Source organism: Mesorhizobium sp. YL-MeA3-2017, from assembly GCF_030814575.1.
GTDB classification, from domain to species: domain Bacteria; phylum Pseudomonadota; class Alphaproteobacteria; order Rhizobiales; family Rhizobiaceae; genus Mesorhizobium; species Mesorhizobium terrae.
The window spans coordinates 496,695-512,820 of record NZ_JAUSVH010000001.1 but is presented as its reverse complement, the minus strand read 5'-3'; the positions used below and the strand labels follow the sequence as shown (position 1 = coordinate 512,820).

At 60.7% G+C, this 16,126-nt stretch carries 18 protein-coding genes and 1 pseudogene; 17 read left to right on the top strand and 2 right to left on the bottom strand.

What is annotated here, in order from left to right:
* Positions 1-37: 37 nt before the first annotated feature.
* From QFZ88_RS02390 to QFZ88_RS02375, 4 genes and pseudogenes are all read left to right on the top strand, one after another.
* Positions 38-451, top strand: a complete 414-nt coding sequence (locus QFZ88_RS02390) for a DUF3363 domain-containing protein (protein ID WP_051512229.1) — start codon at positions 38-40, stop codon at positions 449-451.
* Positions 452-488: 37 nt separating this feature from the next.
* The gene (locus tag QFZ88_RS02385) at positions 489-674 is read left to right on the top strand and encodes a DUF3363 domain-containing protein (RefSeq protein ID WP_024925882.1); all 186 of its coding nucleotides are present in this window, start codon (positions 489-491) and stop codon (positions 672-674) included.
* Positions 675-954: 280 nt separating this feature from the next.
* Positions 955-1,164, top strand: a pseudogene (locus QFZ88_RS02380) (type II toxin-antitoxin system RelE/ParE family toxin); the annotation flags it as partial.
* Positions 1,165-1,195: 31 nt separating this feature from the next.
* Positions 1,196-1,420: a hypothetical protein gene (locus QFZ88_RS02375; RefSeq protein ID WP_024925881.1), complete on the top strand. Its 225-nt coding sequence runs from the start codon at positions 1,196-1,198 to the stop codon at positions 1,418-1,420.
* A gap of 197 nt (positions 1,421-1,617) precedes the next feature.
* On the opposite strand, the gene QFZ88_RS02370 is transcribed toward QFZ88_RS02375, so the two are convergent.
* The gene (locus tag QFZ88_RS02370) at positions 1,618-2,595 is read right to left on the bottom strand and encodes a DUF1402 family protein (RefSeq protein WP_024925880.1); all 978 of its coding nucleotides are present in this window, start codon (positions 2,593-2,595) and stop codon (positions 1,618-1,620) included.
* Positions 2,596-3,188: 593 nt separating this feature from the next.
* On the opposite strand from QFZ88_RS02370, the gene QFZ88_RS02365 reads away from it, so the two are divergent.
* From QFZ88_RS02365 to QFZ88_RS02330, 8 genes are all read left to right on the top strand, one after another.
* Complete coding sequence (locus tag QFZ88_RS02365) at positions 3,189-3,731, top strand: iron transporter (protein WP_024925879.1); 543 nt, start codon at positions 3,189-3,191, stop codon at positions 3,729-3,731.
* A gap of 4 nt (positions 3,732-3,735) precedes the next feature.
* Positions 3,736-4,077 carry a cupredoxin domain-containing protein gene (locus QFZ88_RS02360; RefSeq protein ID WP_024925878.1) on the top strand — a complete coding sequence of 114 codons (342 nt, stop codon included), beginning with the start codon at positions 3,736-3,738 and terminating at the stop codon, positions 4,075-4,077.
* Positions 4,078-4,084: 7 nt separating this feature from the next.
* A complete protein-coding gene (locus QFZ88_RS02355; RefSeq protein WP_024925877.1) occupies positions 4,085-4,921 on the top strand; it encodes an FTR1 family iron permease in 837 nt (278 codons plus the stop codon).
* Positions 4,882-6,315 (top strand): 4Fe-4S binding protein, encoded by a 1,434-nt coding sequence (locus tag QFZ88_RS02350; RefSeq protein ID WP_024925876.1) that lies wholly within the window; start codon positions 4,882-4,884, stop codon positions 6,313-6,315. Before QFZ88_RS02355 ends, QFZ88_RS02350 begins: the two co-directional genes overlap by 40 nt.
* Positions 6,316-6,453: 138 nt before the next feature.
* Positions 6,454-7,551 carry an ABC transporter ATP-binding protein gene (locus QFZ88_RS02345; RefSeq protein ID WP_036255447.1) on the top strand — a complete coding sequence of 366 codons (1,098 nt, stop codon included), beginning with the start codon at positions 6,454-6,456 and terminating at the stop codon, positions 7,549-7,551.
* A 20-nt stretch (positions 7,552-7,571) separates the two neighbouring features.
* Positions 7,572-8,525 carry an extracellular solute-binding protein gene (locus tag QFZ88_RS02340; RefSeq protein ID WP_024925874.1) on the top strand — a complete coding sequence of 318 codons (954 nt, stop codon included), beginning with the start codon at positions 7,572-7,574 and terminating at the stop codon, positions 8,523-8,525.
* Between the two features lie 132 nt (positions 8,526-8,657).
* Positions 8,658-10,307: an ABC transporter permease gene (locus QFZ88_RS02335; RefSeq protein WP_024925873.1), complete on the top strand. Its 1,650-nt coding sequence runs from the start codon at positions 8,658-8,660 to the stop codon at positions 10,305-10,307.
* Positions 10,304-10,690, top strand: coding sequence for a hypothetical protein (locus QFZ88_RS02330; protein WP_137900813.1), 387 nt, complete (start codon positions 10,304-10,306; stop codon positions 10,688-10,690). The genes QFZ88_RS02335 and QFZ88_RS02330 overlap by 4 nt, the downstream gene beginning before the upstream one ends.
* Positions 10,691-10,827: 137 nt before the next feature.
* On the opposite strand, the gene QFZ88_RS02325 is transcribed toward QFZ88_RS02330, so the two are convergent.
* The gene (locus QFZ88_RS02325; RefSeq protein ID WP_024925872.1) at positions 10,828-11,031 is read right to left on the bottom strand and encodes a hypothetical protein; all 204 of its coding nucleotides are present in this window, start codon (positions 11,029-11,031) and stop codon (positions 10,828-10,830) included.
* 979 nt (positions 11,032-12,010) lie between these two features.
* On the opposite strand from QFZ88_RS02325, the gene QFZ88_RS02320 reads away from it, so the two are divergent.
* The 5 genes from QFZ88_RS02320 (at position 12,011) to QFZ88_RS02300 (ending at position 16,103) form a co-directional block, all read left to right on the top strand.
* Entirely contained in the window at positions 12,011-12,715 is a 705-nt protein-coding gene (locus QFZ88_RS02320; RefSeq protein ID WP_275040874.1) for a methyltransferase family protein, read from the top strand.
* On the top strand, positions 12,601-13,002 hold the full coding sequence (locus QFZ88_RS02315; RefSeq protein WP_275040875.1) for a methyltransferase: 402 nt from the start codon (positions 12,601-12,603) through the stop codon (positions 13,000-13,002). Before QFZ88_RS02320 ends, QFZ88_RS02315 begins: the two co-directional genes overlap by 115 nt.
* Before the next feature lie 220 nt (positions 13,003-13,222).
* Positions 13,223-14,362, top strand: a complete 1,140-nt coding sequence (locus QFZ88_RS02310) for an ABC transporter ATP-binding protein (protein ID WP_024925871.1) — start codon at positions 13,223-13,225, stop codon at positions 14,360-14,362.
* A complete protein-coding gene (locus QFZ88_RS02305) occupies positions 14,359-15,282 on the top strand; it encodes a carbohydrate ABC transporter permease (RefSeq protein ID WP_024925870.1) in 924 nt (307 codons plus the stop codon). Before QFZ88_RS02310 ends, QFZ88_RS02305 begins: the two co-directional genes overlap by 4 nt.
* Positions 15,282-16,103, top strand: coding sequence for a carbohydrate ABC transporter permease (locus QFZ88_RS02300; RefSeq protein WP_024925869.1), 822 nt, complete (start codon positions 15,282-15,284; stop codon positions 16,101-16,103). The genes QFZ88_RS02305 and QFZ88_RS02300 overlap by 1 nt, the downstream gene beginning before the upstream one ends.
* The last annotated feature ends 23 nt before the right edge of the window (positions 16,104-16,126 follow it).

The following is a 16,126-nucleotide window of genomic DNA, read 5'->3' as shown; positions in this document are numbered from 1 at the left end:
GTTGCATGGGCTTTCGTTGTAACAGACGGACTACCTTGTGCGGGACCGGCTGACCCGGCGCCGCGTGGGGCATGTTGAGCAGGTTGATGTCGACGAGCGGAAAATCCCCGCCGACATCACCGAACGCCGCATGGCCAGTGACGCCCCTGACCGGAGCAATGTTTTTGCCGTCCGCAACCTCCCCACTCAAAGCCTAGGCAAGCAGATCGGCAGCGGTGGTGCGAGCTGGCTCAACCAGGAGCTGGCGTCACCCAACTGGAGGCCGCTCGCAGAAGCTCGCTTCAGCCGAGGGGTTATGGAAGCGTTTGCGCGCCGCCGCCAAAACCTTGTCGATCAGGACCAAGCCACGCGGCTTGACGTTGGCAGCATCCGCACCCAAAGACCCATCGCCCGATTTGAGGTCACCGAGATCGCTGCGTCGGCCGCGCGCGAGCCGCCGAGCGTGGGCTGACCTATTCCCCCAGCAAGCCAGGCGAGTACGTCACTGGATGCCTTCCGCCGTTGCCTGGCTCGCTAGCGGGCACTTCGCGATGATGGGAGGTTGGCTCGGCTTTCAGTTCGTTCCTTGGCAGCCCGTTCTCGAAAAACAGATTGGCACACACTTCTCTGGCGTCATGTGCAAGGCCGGTGGCATCGAATGGACTCTCGGCAGGCAGCGCGGACTCGGATTGTAAGTCGATCCGCAACGGCGTATCCTTTTACTGCTGGTGAGAAATGGGATCAGAACGGCGTCTGGCCGCCAAGGCCAAACCGCTACGCAGGGGTGCTGATGCGTCCGCCTTGACCGTCTGCCACCGCCCCGGTCGAGTTTCTTCAAACAGACAATACGGATTGTGCGCGCAGTTGCGCTCCCATCCGGGAACAGAAGTGTGCGTCGCACGATGAGGCCAGCGATGGATGGTTTTTGTGAAATGAGTTGCTAGCGGTATATTTATCTTATTAGTGAGGTGAAGGATCATCGGCTTTCGGGATGACGGGCTGCAGGCATTCTTCGTAGACGATGTCCGCTCCCGCTGCACTGCGCCTGATTTTGAAGTTCGGTTGTTCTGCAAGCTCCAGATGATCGACGATGCTGTAACCGATCAGGACTGGTGCTTGCCGCCAAGCAACCATGTCGAAAAGCTGCGTGGCAATCTGGTTGTGAATTGGCAGCTGCGAACGAATACCGTTCTTCCACGCCAGCAGAGAGGTAGCTATGTCGGTTCCCTATTTCTCACTAAGCGGCATCGCCTATCCAGACGATTTGAAGCTACTAAAAGGCGTCTATGATGACATTTGCATCTGCGAAGGCATTCCATGCGGAAGCCAAATGGCAGAAGATTTGGCGATGGCCACAATGGATTTGTTTTCGCAGGGCGTGTTCGATGAAGCAGAAATTCGCGAGAGTTTGAGATTGTTCCTCAACCGGAAAACACATTGAACGAAAGGTAGTTTATCCGAAGTTGCCGACCGCCGTCGCGATCGACGCATTCTTCAATCTCTCCGCCCGCACGTTTCGGATTTTCTTCTCTTTGGGAGCCCAATCCCAGATAAGCTTTGTCGTCCAGGTTCGAGGCAAGACAACGCTGCTAATTTTGTTGCCACGCTCCAAATACGTCGATGAATCGATGTAACATCCTATTGTGTGTGCTGGTTGAGCAAAGTCTCCAACTCGTCAAGCTTCTCGTTGACCAGCCAACCGTAGTAGTTTTCAACCGGCAGCTTTTGCGCCTTGCGGCCTGCTGTTGCTCGCAATTCCGCTGCGCGGCGCCTGGGTTGACCGACATTGTATAGGGTGGCGGTGATGCCTGGGTTGCGTGAGATATCGTAGCCTTGTTCTGCATAGGCATCGATGGAATCCCGCACGATCGCGGCGATGTAGATGATCGATCGGTCGGGATCCATGATGTCGCGATAGATCGCCTGGGGTTTGTCAGTTGTCAGCTTGGGCAAGCCGCTGACCTTGTGAACCAGGTCGGTGACCTCCAAGGCGGTGAGAGGGCTGATCTGACCGAAGCCGAATGTCTGTCCCGCGTAAAAAGGCTGGAAGAACGCGCGCTGGAAGGTCACAGGCTCGTAGGCTACGCCGTCCACCGTTTTTCCGCGAAAGGCATCTTGCCATACCTGGTCGCGGCAGTTCCACAGCGCGGCGCTGCCTGTCTCGGCTTTACAGTGGGCGAATTCCGGACGGTCGAGGAAGGTCTGCAACGACACTCCCTTGTAGCGGAAGACGAAGTCCGCATTGGCATAGGCCAGCGCCTTCACATAGTAGGTCTGCGCGCTGCCGACCGCGCTCACATTGTAGGTGTGCTCACCTACCAATGCACCGACGATATGGATCGGATCGATATCATAGGCTTCTGCTGCCTTATGGATCTGCGCCATCAGGGTTTTTTCTCGCCCGAGCAGGGCGATGATCTGAGCGTATTTGGCCTCGTAAGTCGTGTTGAAGGCCCGTGTTCTCTGGGCAGACGCTGTGGGAATTGTGGGCTGAACGTGAGAGCGGTTGCCCGGTGGGACAACCACCATCTTGTCGGCTCGGGCAGATGCAATCCACGGATCCGCCGCTATGAAGATCGCAATAGCGGCCAAACCAACCATCTTCCAGGCACGCATATCGGTCCTCGCCTCAGCCGCTTCTTCCGCAACCAACCTTATCGACTTCATTCTGTCCATGCCAAGCGGAGGTGGCGCCGAAAACCGAACGATATCCAGTCGGTCATCTGGTGCGTGAATTTTGCCAGAATTGGAAGCCGCGTGTTCCAGCGTCGTACGGTCGCACTGCATCGATGTCCAAGGCGCGGGAACTGGATGCGGGCGGCTGTTCGTTCTGCTCAGGCACGAGGGTGAGGCTTCTCGAATTAACCGCGCCTATCGACTCTACCACGAAGGGGATCGTAGGAGCTGGCCACCGCCGGAAGGTCACAGGTTTGCATGTCGCCACGGCTCGCCCAAGGGCGCAGTTGATGTCCGTCTGAATACCGATGAACGAACGCCATTTGGCCGCAGCTGGACAATTCCTCGTCTACGACGCCAGCCGCGAAAGCCGGATCGCAAATTTTTGTTTTCGCTTGACTCTTTGAGTGGGGCAGCTGACAAGTGAAAAACATGACTTCTCCAGTAAGGTATTTGCGCGCCGCCGACAGACGATGCGTGGCAGGGGTTGTCTTGTCTTACAGCGCAAACAAGCATCGAGGACGCTAATGAACATGCAATCCATTACAGCGGCGCTTGCACTCGCTCTCCTGACCATGGGGTCCGGCTCGGTTCTGGCGAAAGAAATCCCGGTGGGCACACCTCACTCCGAGGCCGGCATGGAGATCGGCGCGGTCTATCTTCAGCCCATCGAGATGGAGCCGGAAGGGATGATGCGCCCGGCCAAGGATTCCGACGTGCACCTCGAGGCCGACATCAAAGCTGGAAAAGGCAACACGAACGGCTTTGCCGAGGGCGATTGGATGCCCTATCTCGTCGTCTCCTACGAGCTGACCCACGTCGACAATGGCAACACGCAGAAGGGCGATTTCATGCCCATGGTGGCCAATGACGGGCCGCACTATGGCGACAACGTGAAGCTCGATGGACCGGGTAAATATAAGCTGAAGCTGACCATTTCCCCGCCTTCAGCCAATATGCACGCGCATTTCGGCCGTCACGTCGACAAGGAGACCGGCGTCGGCGAGTGGTTCAAGCCATTCACCGTCGACTACGATTTTGTCTACGCCGGAACCGGCAAGAAAGGCGCGTACTGATCCGATGTCGGCGCGCGGGTGGATCATCGCAGCCCTGGCCGGACTGTGGATTGCATCAGCATCATCGGCCGCGCTGGCCGACGACCCGACCTTCAGGATCGAATTCAGGGACGGCGCCATCTCACCGCTTCGCCTAGAGGTGCCCGCCAGGATGCGCATTCGGATCGAGTTGGCAAACATGGGGGATATGCCGGCTGAGTTCGAGAGCCTGGAACTGCGCAAGGAAAAGGTCGTTGCGCCGCATTCCGAGGCTGTGATGGTCATTCGCACACTCGACCCCGGCGAATACCCCTTTTTCGACGATTTCCACCCCGGCGCGGCGCCAGCCGTTCTCGTTGCGAAGTAGCTCTGCCATGGGCACGCAAGATTTCAATGTCCTGTTCGTTATCTGGCGAGAGTGCATCGAGGCGCTGCTCGTCATCGGCATTCTCAATGCTTGGCTCGGGAAGCGCCCTGTCGCCGAACGCCGGTCGGGACGGTTATGGCTGTGGTCCGGGGTTGTCGTCGGTCTGGTGGGAGCCGTCGCGCTCGCGTTTCTACTTTTGACGGTAGGCGACGCATTGGGTGACGACTCGCAGGAGTATTTCCAGACAGCCATCGTTCTGCTCGCCGCCGCCCTTATCGTCCAGATGGTATTCTGGATGCGCAGGCATGGCCGCACGCTGAAATCCGAACTCCACGCCTCACTGAGCGAGGTCGCGGACCGGTCGAACTGGTTTGGCGTGTTCGCCCTGGCAACGCTGGCCGTGCTGCGCGAGGGCAGCGAGGCCGCGGTGTTCCTCTATGGGACCATGGCTGGCGTTTCCGCTTCGAATTTCGGAGCCGCGATCGCGGCCGTCCTAGGCATCGTCGCCGCGCTTGCCACCTATTGGCTGCTCCAGATCGGCGGCAAGATCCTGTCGTGGCGGACATTCTTCCGGGTGACCGAGGTGATGCTTCTGTTTCTGGCTGCATCCCTACTCCTCTCAGGCATCGACCATCTGATTTCGCTCGGCCTGTTGCCCTCGCTGTCGGGGCGACTATGGGATACCTCGCCGCTGCTACCGGACAGCGGCATGGCGGGTGGCGTCATTTCCGGCCTCACCGGTTACCGCGCCCGCCCTGTGATGATCGAACTGCTCGCCTTCGCGGCATACTGGACTTTGGTGATATGGTTGCTCAACCGACCCCGTGCAGCCCAGCCGGCTTGAGCCTTCGGTCGGGCAGCCACGCAAGAGCCGCTACAAAGCGCGCGGGGGAGTGGCTGCGTGACCATCAGAACGCGATCCGATGGCTTCAATGGATCATCGTTGTGGCCTATGTGCTGCTGTTGATAGTCCCGGTGCTTGCACCGATGCCGACACGGTTGTCGCACATATGGTCCGACGCTGTGCTGTTTGCCCAGTTCGCGTTCTGGGGCATCTGGTGGCCTTTCGTGCTGGTCAGCATGGTCCTGGTCGGCCGTTCGTGGTGCGGCCTGTTCTGCCCGGAAGGCGCACTGGCGGAAGCGGTCAGCCGTCACAGCCTAGCCCGAGCCATACCGCGCTGGATGAAGTGGAAAGGCTGGCCATTCGTCGCCTTCGCTTGCACGACCATCTACGGGCAAATGGTTAGCGTCTACCAATATCCGAAACCAGTCATCATTGTGCTGGGAGGGTCGACGCTCGCCGCCGTGACCGTCGGCTTCCTATACGGTCGCGACAAGCGAGTGTGGTGTCGCTATCTCTGCCCGGTCAATGGCGTCTTTGCGTTGCTGTCGAAGCTCGCGCCACTGCATTACCGCGTCGATAAGGCGAACTGGGTCGCATGGCGTCGTGTGCCTGGTGGGCCCACCCCCTTCGTCAACTGCGCGCCTCTTGTGCCGATCCGTACCATGCAGGGCGGATCGGCCTGTCACATGTGCGGACGCTGCGCCGGGTTCAAACAGGCGGTCGCACTGGAAATCCGCTCTCCATCGCACGAGATCGTCAATGTCGCCGGCGACGAGCCAAAGCCATGGGAAACGTTCCTGATCGTGTTCGGTCTGATGGGGCTGGCGGCCGGTGCATTCCAGTGGGCCTCCAGTCCTCTTTACGTGACGGCTCGGCAGCATATCGCCGAATGGCTGGTCGAGCATGCCGGCACCGCGCTCATCGAACCCCGCCTGCCTTGGTGGATCCTGACCAACTATCCTGACCAGAACGACATGATGACGCCTTTGGACGGCGCCCTCATGATTGCCTATGTGCTGGCGATCGCTTGCCTGACGACCATGGCCGTCGGCACGGCGCTAGCCTTTGCAACGCGCGCGCTCGGGGCGTTCCAGGCCGCCCCTCTCCATCACCTTGCGCAATGCCTGATCCCGATGGCGGGCTGTGGGGTGTTCCTCGGTCTGTCTATGACGACCGTGACGCTGCTGCGCCGCGAAGGCCTGTCGCTCGGCTTCGTTGACGCCGTGCGAGCCTGTCTCCTGCTCGGCTCCGCCCTATGGTGCCTTTGGCTGGCATGGAAGGTTTCCGCCCGCTATTCCCGCTCCATTGGGCGCAGGCTTGTCGCTATGGTCGGCATTGCCGCCGCCGTGCTGTTCGGCGCAGGTAACTGGTGGCTGCTGTTCTGGGTTTGGTGAGTCTGCTTAAGCTTCGAGACGAGGTAAAATTCGTCGCTCAGGCGCTGACAACTCCGGTTTCCTCGCGGAACCGTCGCCACGATTTCGCAAAACTGTCATCCGCAGCCGCTAGGGCTTGCCGGCATCACGGGGCTGGCGATGTCGGGCATCACAGGTCAATTTGCCGGGACGGCAGCCATCGAGCTGCGCGCGCTTGCGTTCTCCTATGGCGAAACAGCGATCCTACGCAATATCGGCCTCGACCTCGAGCGCGGCCGCACCCTGGCGCTGTTGGGGCCTTCGGGCTGTGGCAAGACCACGCTTCTGCGTCTACTCGCCGGGCTACTCGCCCCGACTATAGGGACGATCTCGATCGGCGGGCGGTTGATGGCCGATGCAAACGCCAGGCTGTTCGTGCCTCCGGAACGGCGCGGGCTCGGCATGGTGTTCCAAGACTATGCGCTCTGGCCGCATATGAGCGTGGCTGGCAATGTCGCCTTTCCGCTGGAGATGGCGGGCCTTGGTCGGGCCGAGATTGAGCACCGCGTCATGGCTGTGCTTGACCGTGTCGGTCTTGCCCCGCTAGCAGCGCGCGGACCGGGCGACCTGTCCGGCGGCCAGCAACAACGTGTTGCGATAGCTCGCGCTATCGTTGGCGAACCGGGGCTGCTGTTGTTCGACGAACCGCTGTCCAACCTCGACCGCGAGCTGCGTGAGGCACTTGCGGTCGATCTCGCCGCGCTTCTTTCCGATCTTGGTGTCAGCGCCGTCTATGTCACCCACGACCAGGGCGAGGCCTTCACCATCGCAGACCAGGTCGCCGTCATGCGGGGCGGTGCGATCATCCAGTGCGCCGAACCGCAGACGCTGGTCTCCGCCCCTGCCAGCGTCGAGGTAGCGGAATTCCTGAAGCTCGGCACGGTGGTCGAGGCCGAGCGACAGGCAGACGGTGCATGGCAACTTTGCGGCACCGGCATCCATTTGGCGCCAGGATCGGAAGGTCCGGCTGCAGCCGCCCGCGCGCGCATCATGCTGGGCCGCAAGGCGATCGATGTGCTTGCCCCGGAGGCGGCAGATGCAAACGGCCAAGTGGTACGCGCGCTGTTCCGCGGCGATTCCTATGCACTGTCGGTTGCGCTTGGCGAAGGGGCTGCGCGCGTCGTGGTCGAAACCGTCAGCGGATTGCGCCGCACCGTCGGCGAGAAGGTCGGGCTCGCCATCGAGCCCGGGGGACTTCGCTGGTTTCCGGCGAATTGACAAGGAAAGGAACGAACCTGATGCGCATTTCCCTTTTTGTGATGTCGACCTTGGCGGGCTTGGCGCTTTCTGCTTCGACAGCGCTGGCCGACATTACAGTCTACACGGCTGGCCCGGCCAAGCTGATCGAAGATCTCGCCGCTGGCTTCACCGCCAGCACCGGCGTGAAGGTCAATATCTTCCAGGCCACCACCGGCAAGGTCATGGCCCGTATCGAATCGGAGGCCGCCAATCCGGTCGTCGACGTGTTGATCTCAGCCTCCTGGGACACGGCCACCGACTTCGCCAAGCGCGGCTGGTTGGTGCCCTATACCAGCCCGAACGCAACCTCAGTGCCCGATTTCCTGAAGTCCGACACCGCGGTTGCCCAAGGGGTCTCAGCGCTCGCTATCGCCTGGAACCCCAAGAGCGGCACGCCGAAGCCGGCCGATTGGAGCGACCTTGCCAAGGCAGACTACAAGGATCTGGTCAACATCCCTGACCCGGCACAGTCCGGCTCGTCCTTCGAGCTGACTGCCGCGCTTGAGGCCGAGAGCGGCTGGAAACTGTTTGAGGCGCTGAAAGGCAATGGGGCTGCCGTTGCCGGCGCCAATGCAGAGGCTCTTAATCCCGTGCTGCAGGGTGCCAAGGCTGCTGTCTTCGGCGCCGTCGACTACATCTCGCTCGCCGGCCGCAAGAAGGGCGAATCGATCGAAGTCATCTTCCCGGCTTCCGGCACGGTGATCGCACCACGGCCGATGATGATCCTCAACTGGTCGAAGCAGCAAGACGACGCCAAGCGCTTCGTCGACTATGTTCTGTCCGATGAAGGCCAGACCAAGGTTGCCGCCATCGAGCTGATGCCGGCGCGCGCCGACATTAAAGCCGACCGACCGCTCGTCGGTGACCTCAAGGTGCTGAAGATCGACACCGACGCCGTCTACTCCAAGCGCAAGGACACGCTGGCCAAGTTCAACGCCATCTTCGCCAACTAGGTTAAGGCGATGGGGACGATGGAAGTGGCGCGGTCTGCCGAGGATGGCGGGGCGATCGCTTTCTCGTCCCCCGACCTCCCCGGGTCGAGGAAAGCGCGCAGGGGATTACGGTCGGGCGGTACCTCGCCGGCCATGTGGGTGGCCGCAGCCGGACTTGTCTTGGTCGTGGTGGTGCCCTTCACCTTCGTTATCCTGCAGGCCATTTTTCCGGAACTGGGGCGCGGCTCGCTCGCAGCGCCGTTCTCCGCATTGGCGCCGACCCTGTCCGATCCGGCCTTGCTGCGGCTGGCGCTGAACACGGTGGGGCTCGGCATCGCCGTAGCCGTATTCTCGTCGCTCATCGCGGTGCCGCTTGCCTTGTTCCGCGCCTGGTTCCTCGTGCCGGGCGCGGTGGTGTGGGACGCGCTGATGCTCGTGCCATTCATGATCCCGCCCTATATCGCTACGCTCGGCTGGATCATGACGTTGCAGCCACGCGGCTACCTGCAGCAGCTTACCGGTTTCAATCTCGCTGCCTTCCTGTTCTCCGTCCCTGGCATGGCCTTCGTCATGTCGCTAAATTGCTTTCCCGTCGTCTATTTCGCCATGACGCGAACGCTTGCCGCCGTTGGCGCGCGATATGCCGATGTCGGGCGCGTTTTCGGCGCCTCGCCCTGGCAGGCCTTCTGGCGCATCACATTGCCGCTTTCGCTCCCCGGTCTGGCGGCAAGCCTGCTGTTGGTCTTCGCCATGGCGATCGAGGAATATGGCACGCCGGCGGCGCTCGGCCACCGCATCGGTTTCACCGTGCTGGTGACGGAGATCGAGCTACGCGTCTCGGATTGGCCGGTCGACCTATCTGGCGCCTCTATTATAGCGCTGGTTTTGGTCCTGCTGTCGTTCTCGGCTTTCCTCGTGCAGCGGCGCCTATTGTCGGCCAGGAACTTCCAGACCGTGAGCGGCAAGCCGCAAGCCATAGTCAAGCGGCCGCTGGGCTTGCTCGCAGTGCCGGTGCTCGCGCTGTTTGCGCTGGTCGCCTTCATTGCTGCCGGCGCACCGCTTCTAGCCATCCTTGCCACCGCGCTGTCACGCACCATTTCCGGCGGCCTCGCGCCGGATAACCTGACGCTGCAGAATTTCACTAACATCTGGGAAGACGGCGCCGGCGCGCTCAAGGCTCTTTCGCTGTCCCTCTCGCTCGGCGTTGCCACGGCGTTGGTCACCGGCCTGCTCGGTGCGATTGCCTCATATATCGTGGTCAAGACGAAGGTGCGCGGCCGCTTTGTGCTCGATATGCTCACCGTCATCCCCAATGCACTTCCCGGCGTCGTCGTGGCGGTGGGGCTAATCCTTGCCTGGAACCAGCCGTGGCTACCCATCACGCCCTACAACACCTCGCTGATACTGCTGCTCGCCTATTGCTGCATCCTGCTGCCGCAACCGGTGCGTTACACCACTGCGGCTTTTCACCAGATCGCCGACAATCTCGAAGCTGCGGCGCGGGTAGCCGGCGCTTCGAGCGCGGTGGCATTCCGGCGTATCCTGCTGCCGCTGATCCTGCCCAATCTCGTCGCCTCGATGCTGTTCGTCTTCGCTGTTGCCACACGCGAACTGGTGGCCTCGCTGCTGGTGGCGCCGGTCGGCGTGCACACCGTGGCCAGCTTCATCTGGCGACAGTTCGAGCAGGGCTCGGTCGGCCTCGGCATGGCAATGGCCTTCGTCGCCATCATCCTCACCGCGCTGATCCCATTCCTGGTGCTTTCAGCCCTCCGGCGCTTCGCCATGCGCCAAGATGTGCTGTGAGCCGGGCCGAGAGTCGCCTCGAAGTCATCAAGATCGCGAAACGAACCGGCTCACCTCCGGCGGTATCGCCGAGGCTGGCCAGCGCTATCGATTCACCGCCAACCGGCATTATCGGCAGGTGTCCGGCTTCAAGCGCAGAAGGCTCCAATTTTTTTGCGTCGGAACCTGTTCCTTTTTTTGCAAAGGGCAAGCAGTTCGCCGAGAGCCGCTTCGTCGGGCGTCTCGCCTGTCACAATCCGGCGCAGGGCATCCCTTTTGCCAGAGCGGGCGATCGACCGACCAGTCTAGGATGGTTCCAGTACGGTTTTGTTGGTCTGCTTGTTCGCCCCATTGCCCCCAACCACGTGACCGTTTCCCTCAGTGTCCGTTCTAAAAAGAAGTAAGTGATTTCAGCGGATTGTGGTTCTGTCGGATTGCTGAGATTCGACGGAGATCATGATGCCCTGGACTGAAACCACTCGCCGCCCCTATGAACGGCGCTGCCCGCGCTACGCAAGCGACCTGACAGATGGGTAGTGTCTCAGTTTGAAATTTCTGGCAGCTTCGGCCGAATCTCGCCGATGGCATCAACGATGGCGTCGGCAGCTTCGCAGTCGAGCGCGATTTCTAACAGACCCGTTGTTGTCTTGATAGAGAGAATGCCGAGCGGACCCCTTTCATCCTCGATCGTACCGATGTGGATTTCGGTCGGCACGAAAGGCGGGGCCTTTTTCGTCGGGATCACTAGGTTACTCGCGTCACTGAGGCGACTTCGACAATCGCGCAACCCAGTGTCACATTCAAGCAACCTTAGGCGGCTACACGCTTTTTATAAGGGCCGCGCTTCCCCAGCTTCGGCGCGACGGCGTCCATATCGCAAACTTTCGCATGCTCACCCGAATGCTAGCAAGAGCCTGACAAGTGCAGGTCTTTCTGATTCAGACATTAACAGCATAACCAAGTGCGTCCTCAATTCGATTTGCGGCGAGGGCGCTAACTAAAAGTTCATGCCCCTCGTCGAAATTGGAGCTGCGGCCATGTATTCTGTTCCGCCTCGGGCAATAGGGACCCGCTCCGTTGGCGAGCGGGTCCTTGTCTTTGTAACGGTGCCTTTGAATCGGTAGCCGCAATGAACTGGGTGTTGGTGAGCGAGTCGGCTTGCGAGGCAAGCAAACGGCCCGCACTAACCGTGAAGCATCCAGTCCATTGGATGCCATGTGCATGCGCCCAGTAGTGAGTAGCGATTTTGGCGCTTCACGAATCGCGAGCACGACCACATTCGAGGCGACGTGCTCGAAACCGCATGCTCCGGTGCTCCTCGGTTACGTCGTCATCTGGGATGACCATTTTGCGCCAGAAGCCGTCGTGCACTCAAGGAGGCGAACCCCGGACTGAAGACCGTCAGCAGGCAGTCAGCGTTCTAAATTTAGGTATCTCTTCGCCGCTACAAGGTGAAGATAGTCAGAGCCATATTTGTCCGCTGATCGCCACACCTGGGCTGGCCTGCTTTTACTCCACCCCAATGGCCGGGTTTTGCTCCGCCGTTGACACTGGGATGATGGCGACGGAAAATCGTCAGCCTAAGTTAGGGCTGCCGCCGCCAACGTCGACTATTTTTCTAAACGCATTACGACGTCTGTCGGTTACTGAACCGCCGAGTTTTGACTGAGGTGGATAGATGTGCGCTCGCCTTATGACCAAATTCTGTCGCTGTGGAGAGCAAGATGAGTACACCGTCTCAGCAAATCCTGCGCATGGGCTTCGGGTTCGCGCTTTCGCAATCTTTGCGCGTCGTTGCCGAACTAGGCATCGCTGATCTTCTTGTCGGAGGCGACCGCTCGGCAGACGAGTTATCCCAAGCCACCCGAACGAATGCCGAGGCACTCTATCGCGTCATGCGTCTGCTGGCCAGCGAAGGCGTGTTTCGCGAAGTATCGCCGCGCTGCTTCGCGCAAACCGAACTGAGCGCGACGCTTTGCTCCGATCTGGCGTCTGGCCCGCGCGATTTCGTATTGATGATCAACAGCGAACCCTATCAGGCCTTCGCGCAGCTTCTCTATTCTGTTCAAACAGGTGAGCCTGCCTTCGAACAGGTCTTTGGAGCCCCGAGGTTCCAATGGCTCGGGTCCCACCCTGAGCAAGCAGCGCTCTTCCAACGTGCGATGATCGCGATGAGCCAAGGCACCAACGAAGCTGTGGCTGACGCCTATGATTTTAGCGCATCCCGCTGCGTTGTTGACGTCGGGGGAGGGCACGGGCAGCTCCTTTCGGCCATCCTGGCCCGTAACGCCACCTCACTGGAATTCTCTTTGATCTGCCCGCGGGGGTCGCTGCCGCACGAACGGGAACCGGAGGCGCATTGCCCCGTAGCGAGCTCGTCGAGGGTGACTTCTTTGAGAGTGTGCCTTCGGCGGATACCTATATCCTAAAAAAGGTCATCCACGATTGGGACGATGAACGCGCTGCCATAATCCTGAAAAACTGCCGAACGGCCATGACGGCAAATGGGAAAGTTCTCGTTGCCGAGACCATCATTCCCGCTGGTAACGATCCTCATCCCATCAAGGTGCTGGATGTGACGATGCTGACGGTTCCAGGTGGGCTTGAGCGGACAGAAGGCCAATTTGCAAAACTGCTATCGGTCGCTGGACTGCGCCTAGAGCGGGTAATCGCGACCAAGGCGCCAATTTCGATCCTTGAAGCTCGGGCCGCGTGAGCGGGTCGGGCCCTTGAAGGACCAGGACTGCTAGAAGCGGGCGATATGCTCGGTGCAATGAGTCTGGACGCCCTCCATTTCTGCGTCAATGCGGCGCTAGTCGCCCGTCACGCGATACCCCAGCGCTTTGGGTGTGAGATGTCGTCAAGACATCATCCGAGCGTCACGCCTCTGTCACGCTAACCCTTGATCTGTGCGCCCTTCGGGAAAGGGACGTAGTATGGCTCCTCAATCGCTTGAGTTGTCACGCATCAGCAAGAATTTCGGGCAAGGGGATGTGCTCAAGGGCATAGACCTTTCGATCCGGCCGGGAGAATTCATCTCGCTGGTCGGCATGTCCGGCTGCGGCAAATCCACATTGCTGCGCATCATTGCCGGGCTGGAGACGCCGGATCAGGGGCGCGTGCATATCGGCGGGCAGGATATGACTGACACCGATCCCGCGGCCAGAAATCTGGCCATGGTGTTTCAATCCTACGCGCTCTATCCGCACATGACGGCGCGGCGGAACATCGCCACGCCGCTGCGCATGCGCCGCCTGCCCTTCTGGGCGCGGCTGCCGCTTGCCGGGATGTTTGCGCCGCGTGCCGCACTCGCCGACATCGATGCGTCGGTCAAGCAAGCCGCCGAGACCTTACAGATAACGGAACTGCTCGACCGCAAACCCTCTCAGCTCTCGGGTGGCCAGCGGCAACGCGTGGCACTTGCACGCGCTCTGGTGCGCGAACCCGTGGCTTTCCTGATGGATGAGCCTCTCTCCAATCTCGACGCCAAGCTGCGCGCGCATATGCGTGACGAACTGGCGGCGCTGCATCGCCGCCTTGGCGCGACCTTCATCTATGTGACGCACGATCAGGTTGAGGCGATGAGCATGTCGAACCGCGTCGCGCTGATGTCGGAAGGGCGCATCGAGCAGCTTGGGACGCCCGACGAGCTCTACCAGCGGCCGCAGACACTGACCGTCGCCCGCTTCATCGGCATGCCCTCGATCAATCTGCTGCCGGTCGATGTCGCCGCCTCTGGCGCACTGACCTTGTTCGGACAGCCGCTCCGCATCACCACCAGGGATGAGGCAGGTCCGGCAACGCTGGCGATCCGCGCGGAAGACTTTCATCCTGCGAAAGACGGCCTGTCGGCGCGTGTCGTGCGCGTGGAACGCCATGGCGCGGATAGTTTCGTCACCTGCGACTTCGAGCTGGATCTGAACGTAACGATCATCATGCGCCAGAAGGCAGGCGAGAGCGGAGCCGCCAATGTCGGCGATGCGCTGCAGCTCGGCTTCACCGCAAATCGCGCACATCTGTTTGGCCGTGACGGCAAGCGCCGCGATCTCTCCGTGCGCGAGCGAGTGGCGGCATGAGCGCGGCGGTTGCAGACGTATCGCCTCAGACCAGTTCCCGGCAGTCGTCCACCGCCGAGCGGCGCATCGTGCGCAACGGCCTGCTGTTTGTCGCGCCGGCAACGCTGCTTCTGCTCGCAACCTATGTGCTGCCGATGATCTTCCTCGCCGGCTTTTCGTTGACCGACTATCGGCTTGGCGCGCTTTCGGCGCGGTTTGTCGGCATCGACAATTTTGTCAAGGCGTTTGGCGACGAAGTCTTCATGCGCTCTCTGAAGAACACTGTCGTCTATGCACTCATCGTCATTCCCTTCGGCCTGTTCCTGGCCCTTGGCGCGGCGCTGCTGGTCCATGGCCGCAAACGCAGCCGCACCTTCTGGGAAGCAGCCTACTTCCTGCCGGTGACCGCGACGCTGGTGGCGATGGCGACGGTGTGGCAGTTCCTTCTGCATCCCTCGCTCGGGCCGGTCAATGCGGCGATCAAATGGTTTGGTTTCGCACCCGTCGGTTTCCTGTCCGATCCAGCGCTGCTTATTCCAACCATGGCCATTATCGGTGTCTGGCAGATCCTCGGCTTCAACATGGTGCTGTTCTTGGCCGGGCTGACCGCGATCCCGAAGGATATGTACGAAGCGGCCCGCCTGGATGGCGCCAGAAGCCCGATCGACCGATTCCTGACAGTGACCTGGCCGATGCTCGGCCCGACGACGATGTTCGTCGTTGTCACCACCTCGATATCGGCCTTCAAGGTGTTCGAAACGGTGGCCGTGCTGACCAAGGGGCGGTTCCAATCGGAGACGTTGCTCTTCGATCTCTATCTCGAAGGCTTCGAATATTCGAACACCGGCTATGCCGCCGCACTGACCCTGATCTTCCTCGTCATCGTGCTCGTCATGTCGATCTGGCAGACGGTGCATATGGACCGCAAGGTGCATTACTGATGGCGAGACTACGCAAATTCCTGCCACATCTCGTGCTGGCGCTCGGCGCCTTCGTGATGCTCTTGCCCTTCTACTGGATGTTCCTGACGTCCATCCGCTCGTCGGCCGAGATCTTCGACGTCTCGCTCTGGCCGATTCCGAAACAGTTCGAAGCGGTCGCCAATTACACGCGCGCGACCTCGCAGCAGCCGATGGCGCGCTTCATGCTGAATGGCGTGATCGTGTGCCTGGGCATTCTGATCGTACAGGTGCTGACGGCCGTGCCGGCCGCCTACGCACTCGCCAAGCTGAGGTTTCCGGGACGGCGACTGCTTCTGCTGGCAGTCATCGGCGCGCTTTGCGTGCCCATTCAGGCACTGGCGCTACCGCTCTTTGTCGGGCTCGCCAAGGCGCAGCTGCTCAACACCTATTTCGCGATGATGATGCCGTTCTTCCTGTCGGTCTTCGCCATCTTCCTGTTTCACCAGTCATTCCGCAGTTATCCCGACGAAATCATCGAGGCGGCCCGGCTCGACGGCTATTCCGAAATGGAAATCTGCTGGGGGCTGGTGCTGCGCGGCTCACTGCCGTCGCTTGCTGCTTTCGCGGTCTTCTCCGTCGTGGCGCACTGGAACGACCTCTACTGGCCGATGATCGTTGTCACCGAGACCAATCTCGCACTGCCGCCGCTCGGTATGCTGTTCTTCGCCGATGTCGAATCCGGTGCGGACTATGGCGCGCTGATGGCGGGTGCGGCGATCATCACGGCGCCCATGGTTCTGTGCTTCCTGCTGGCACGCCGACATTTCATCGCCGGGATCACCATGACAGGCGTCAAATGATCCCTTCGACGACTTCTCCCCAC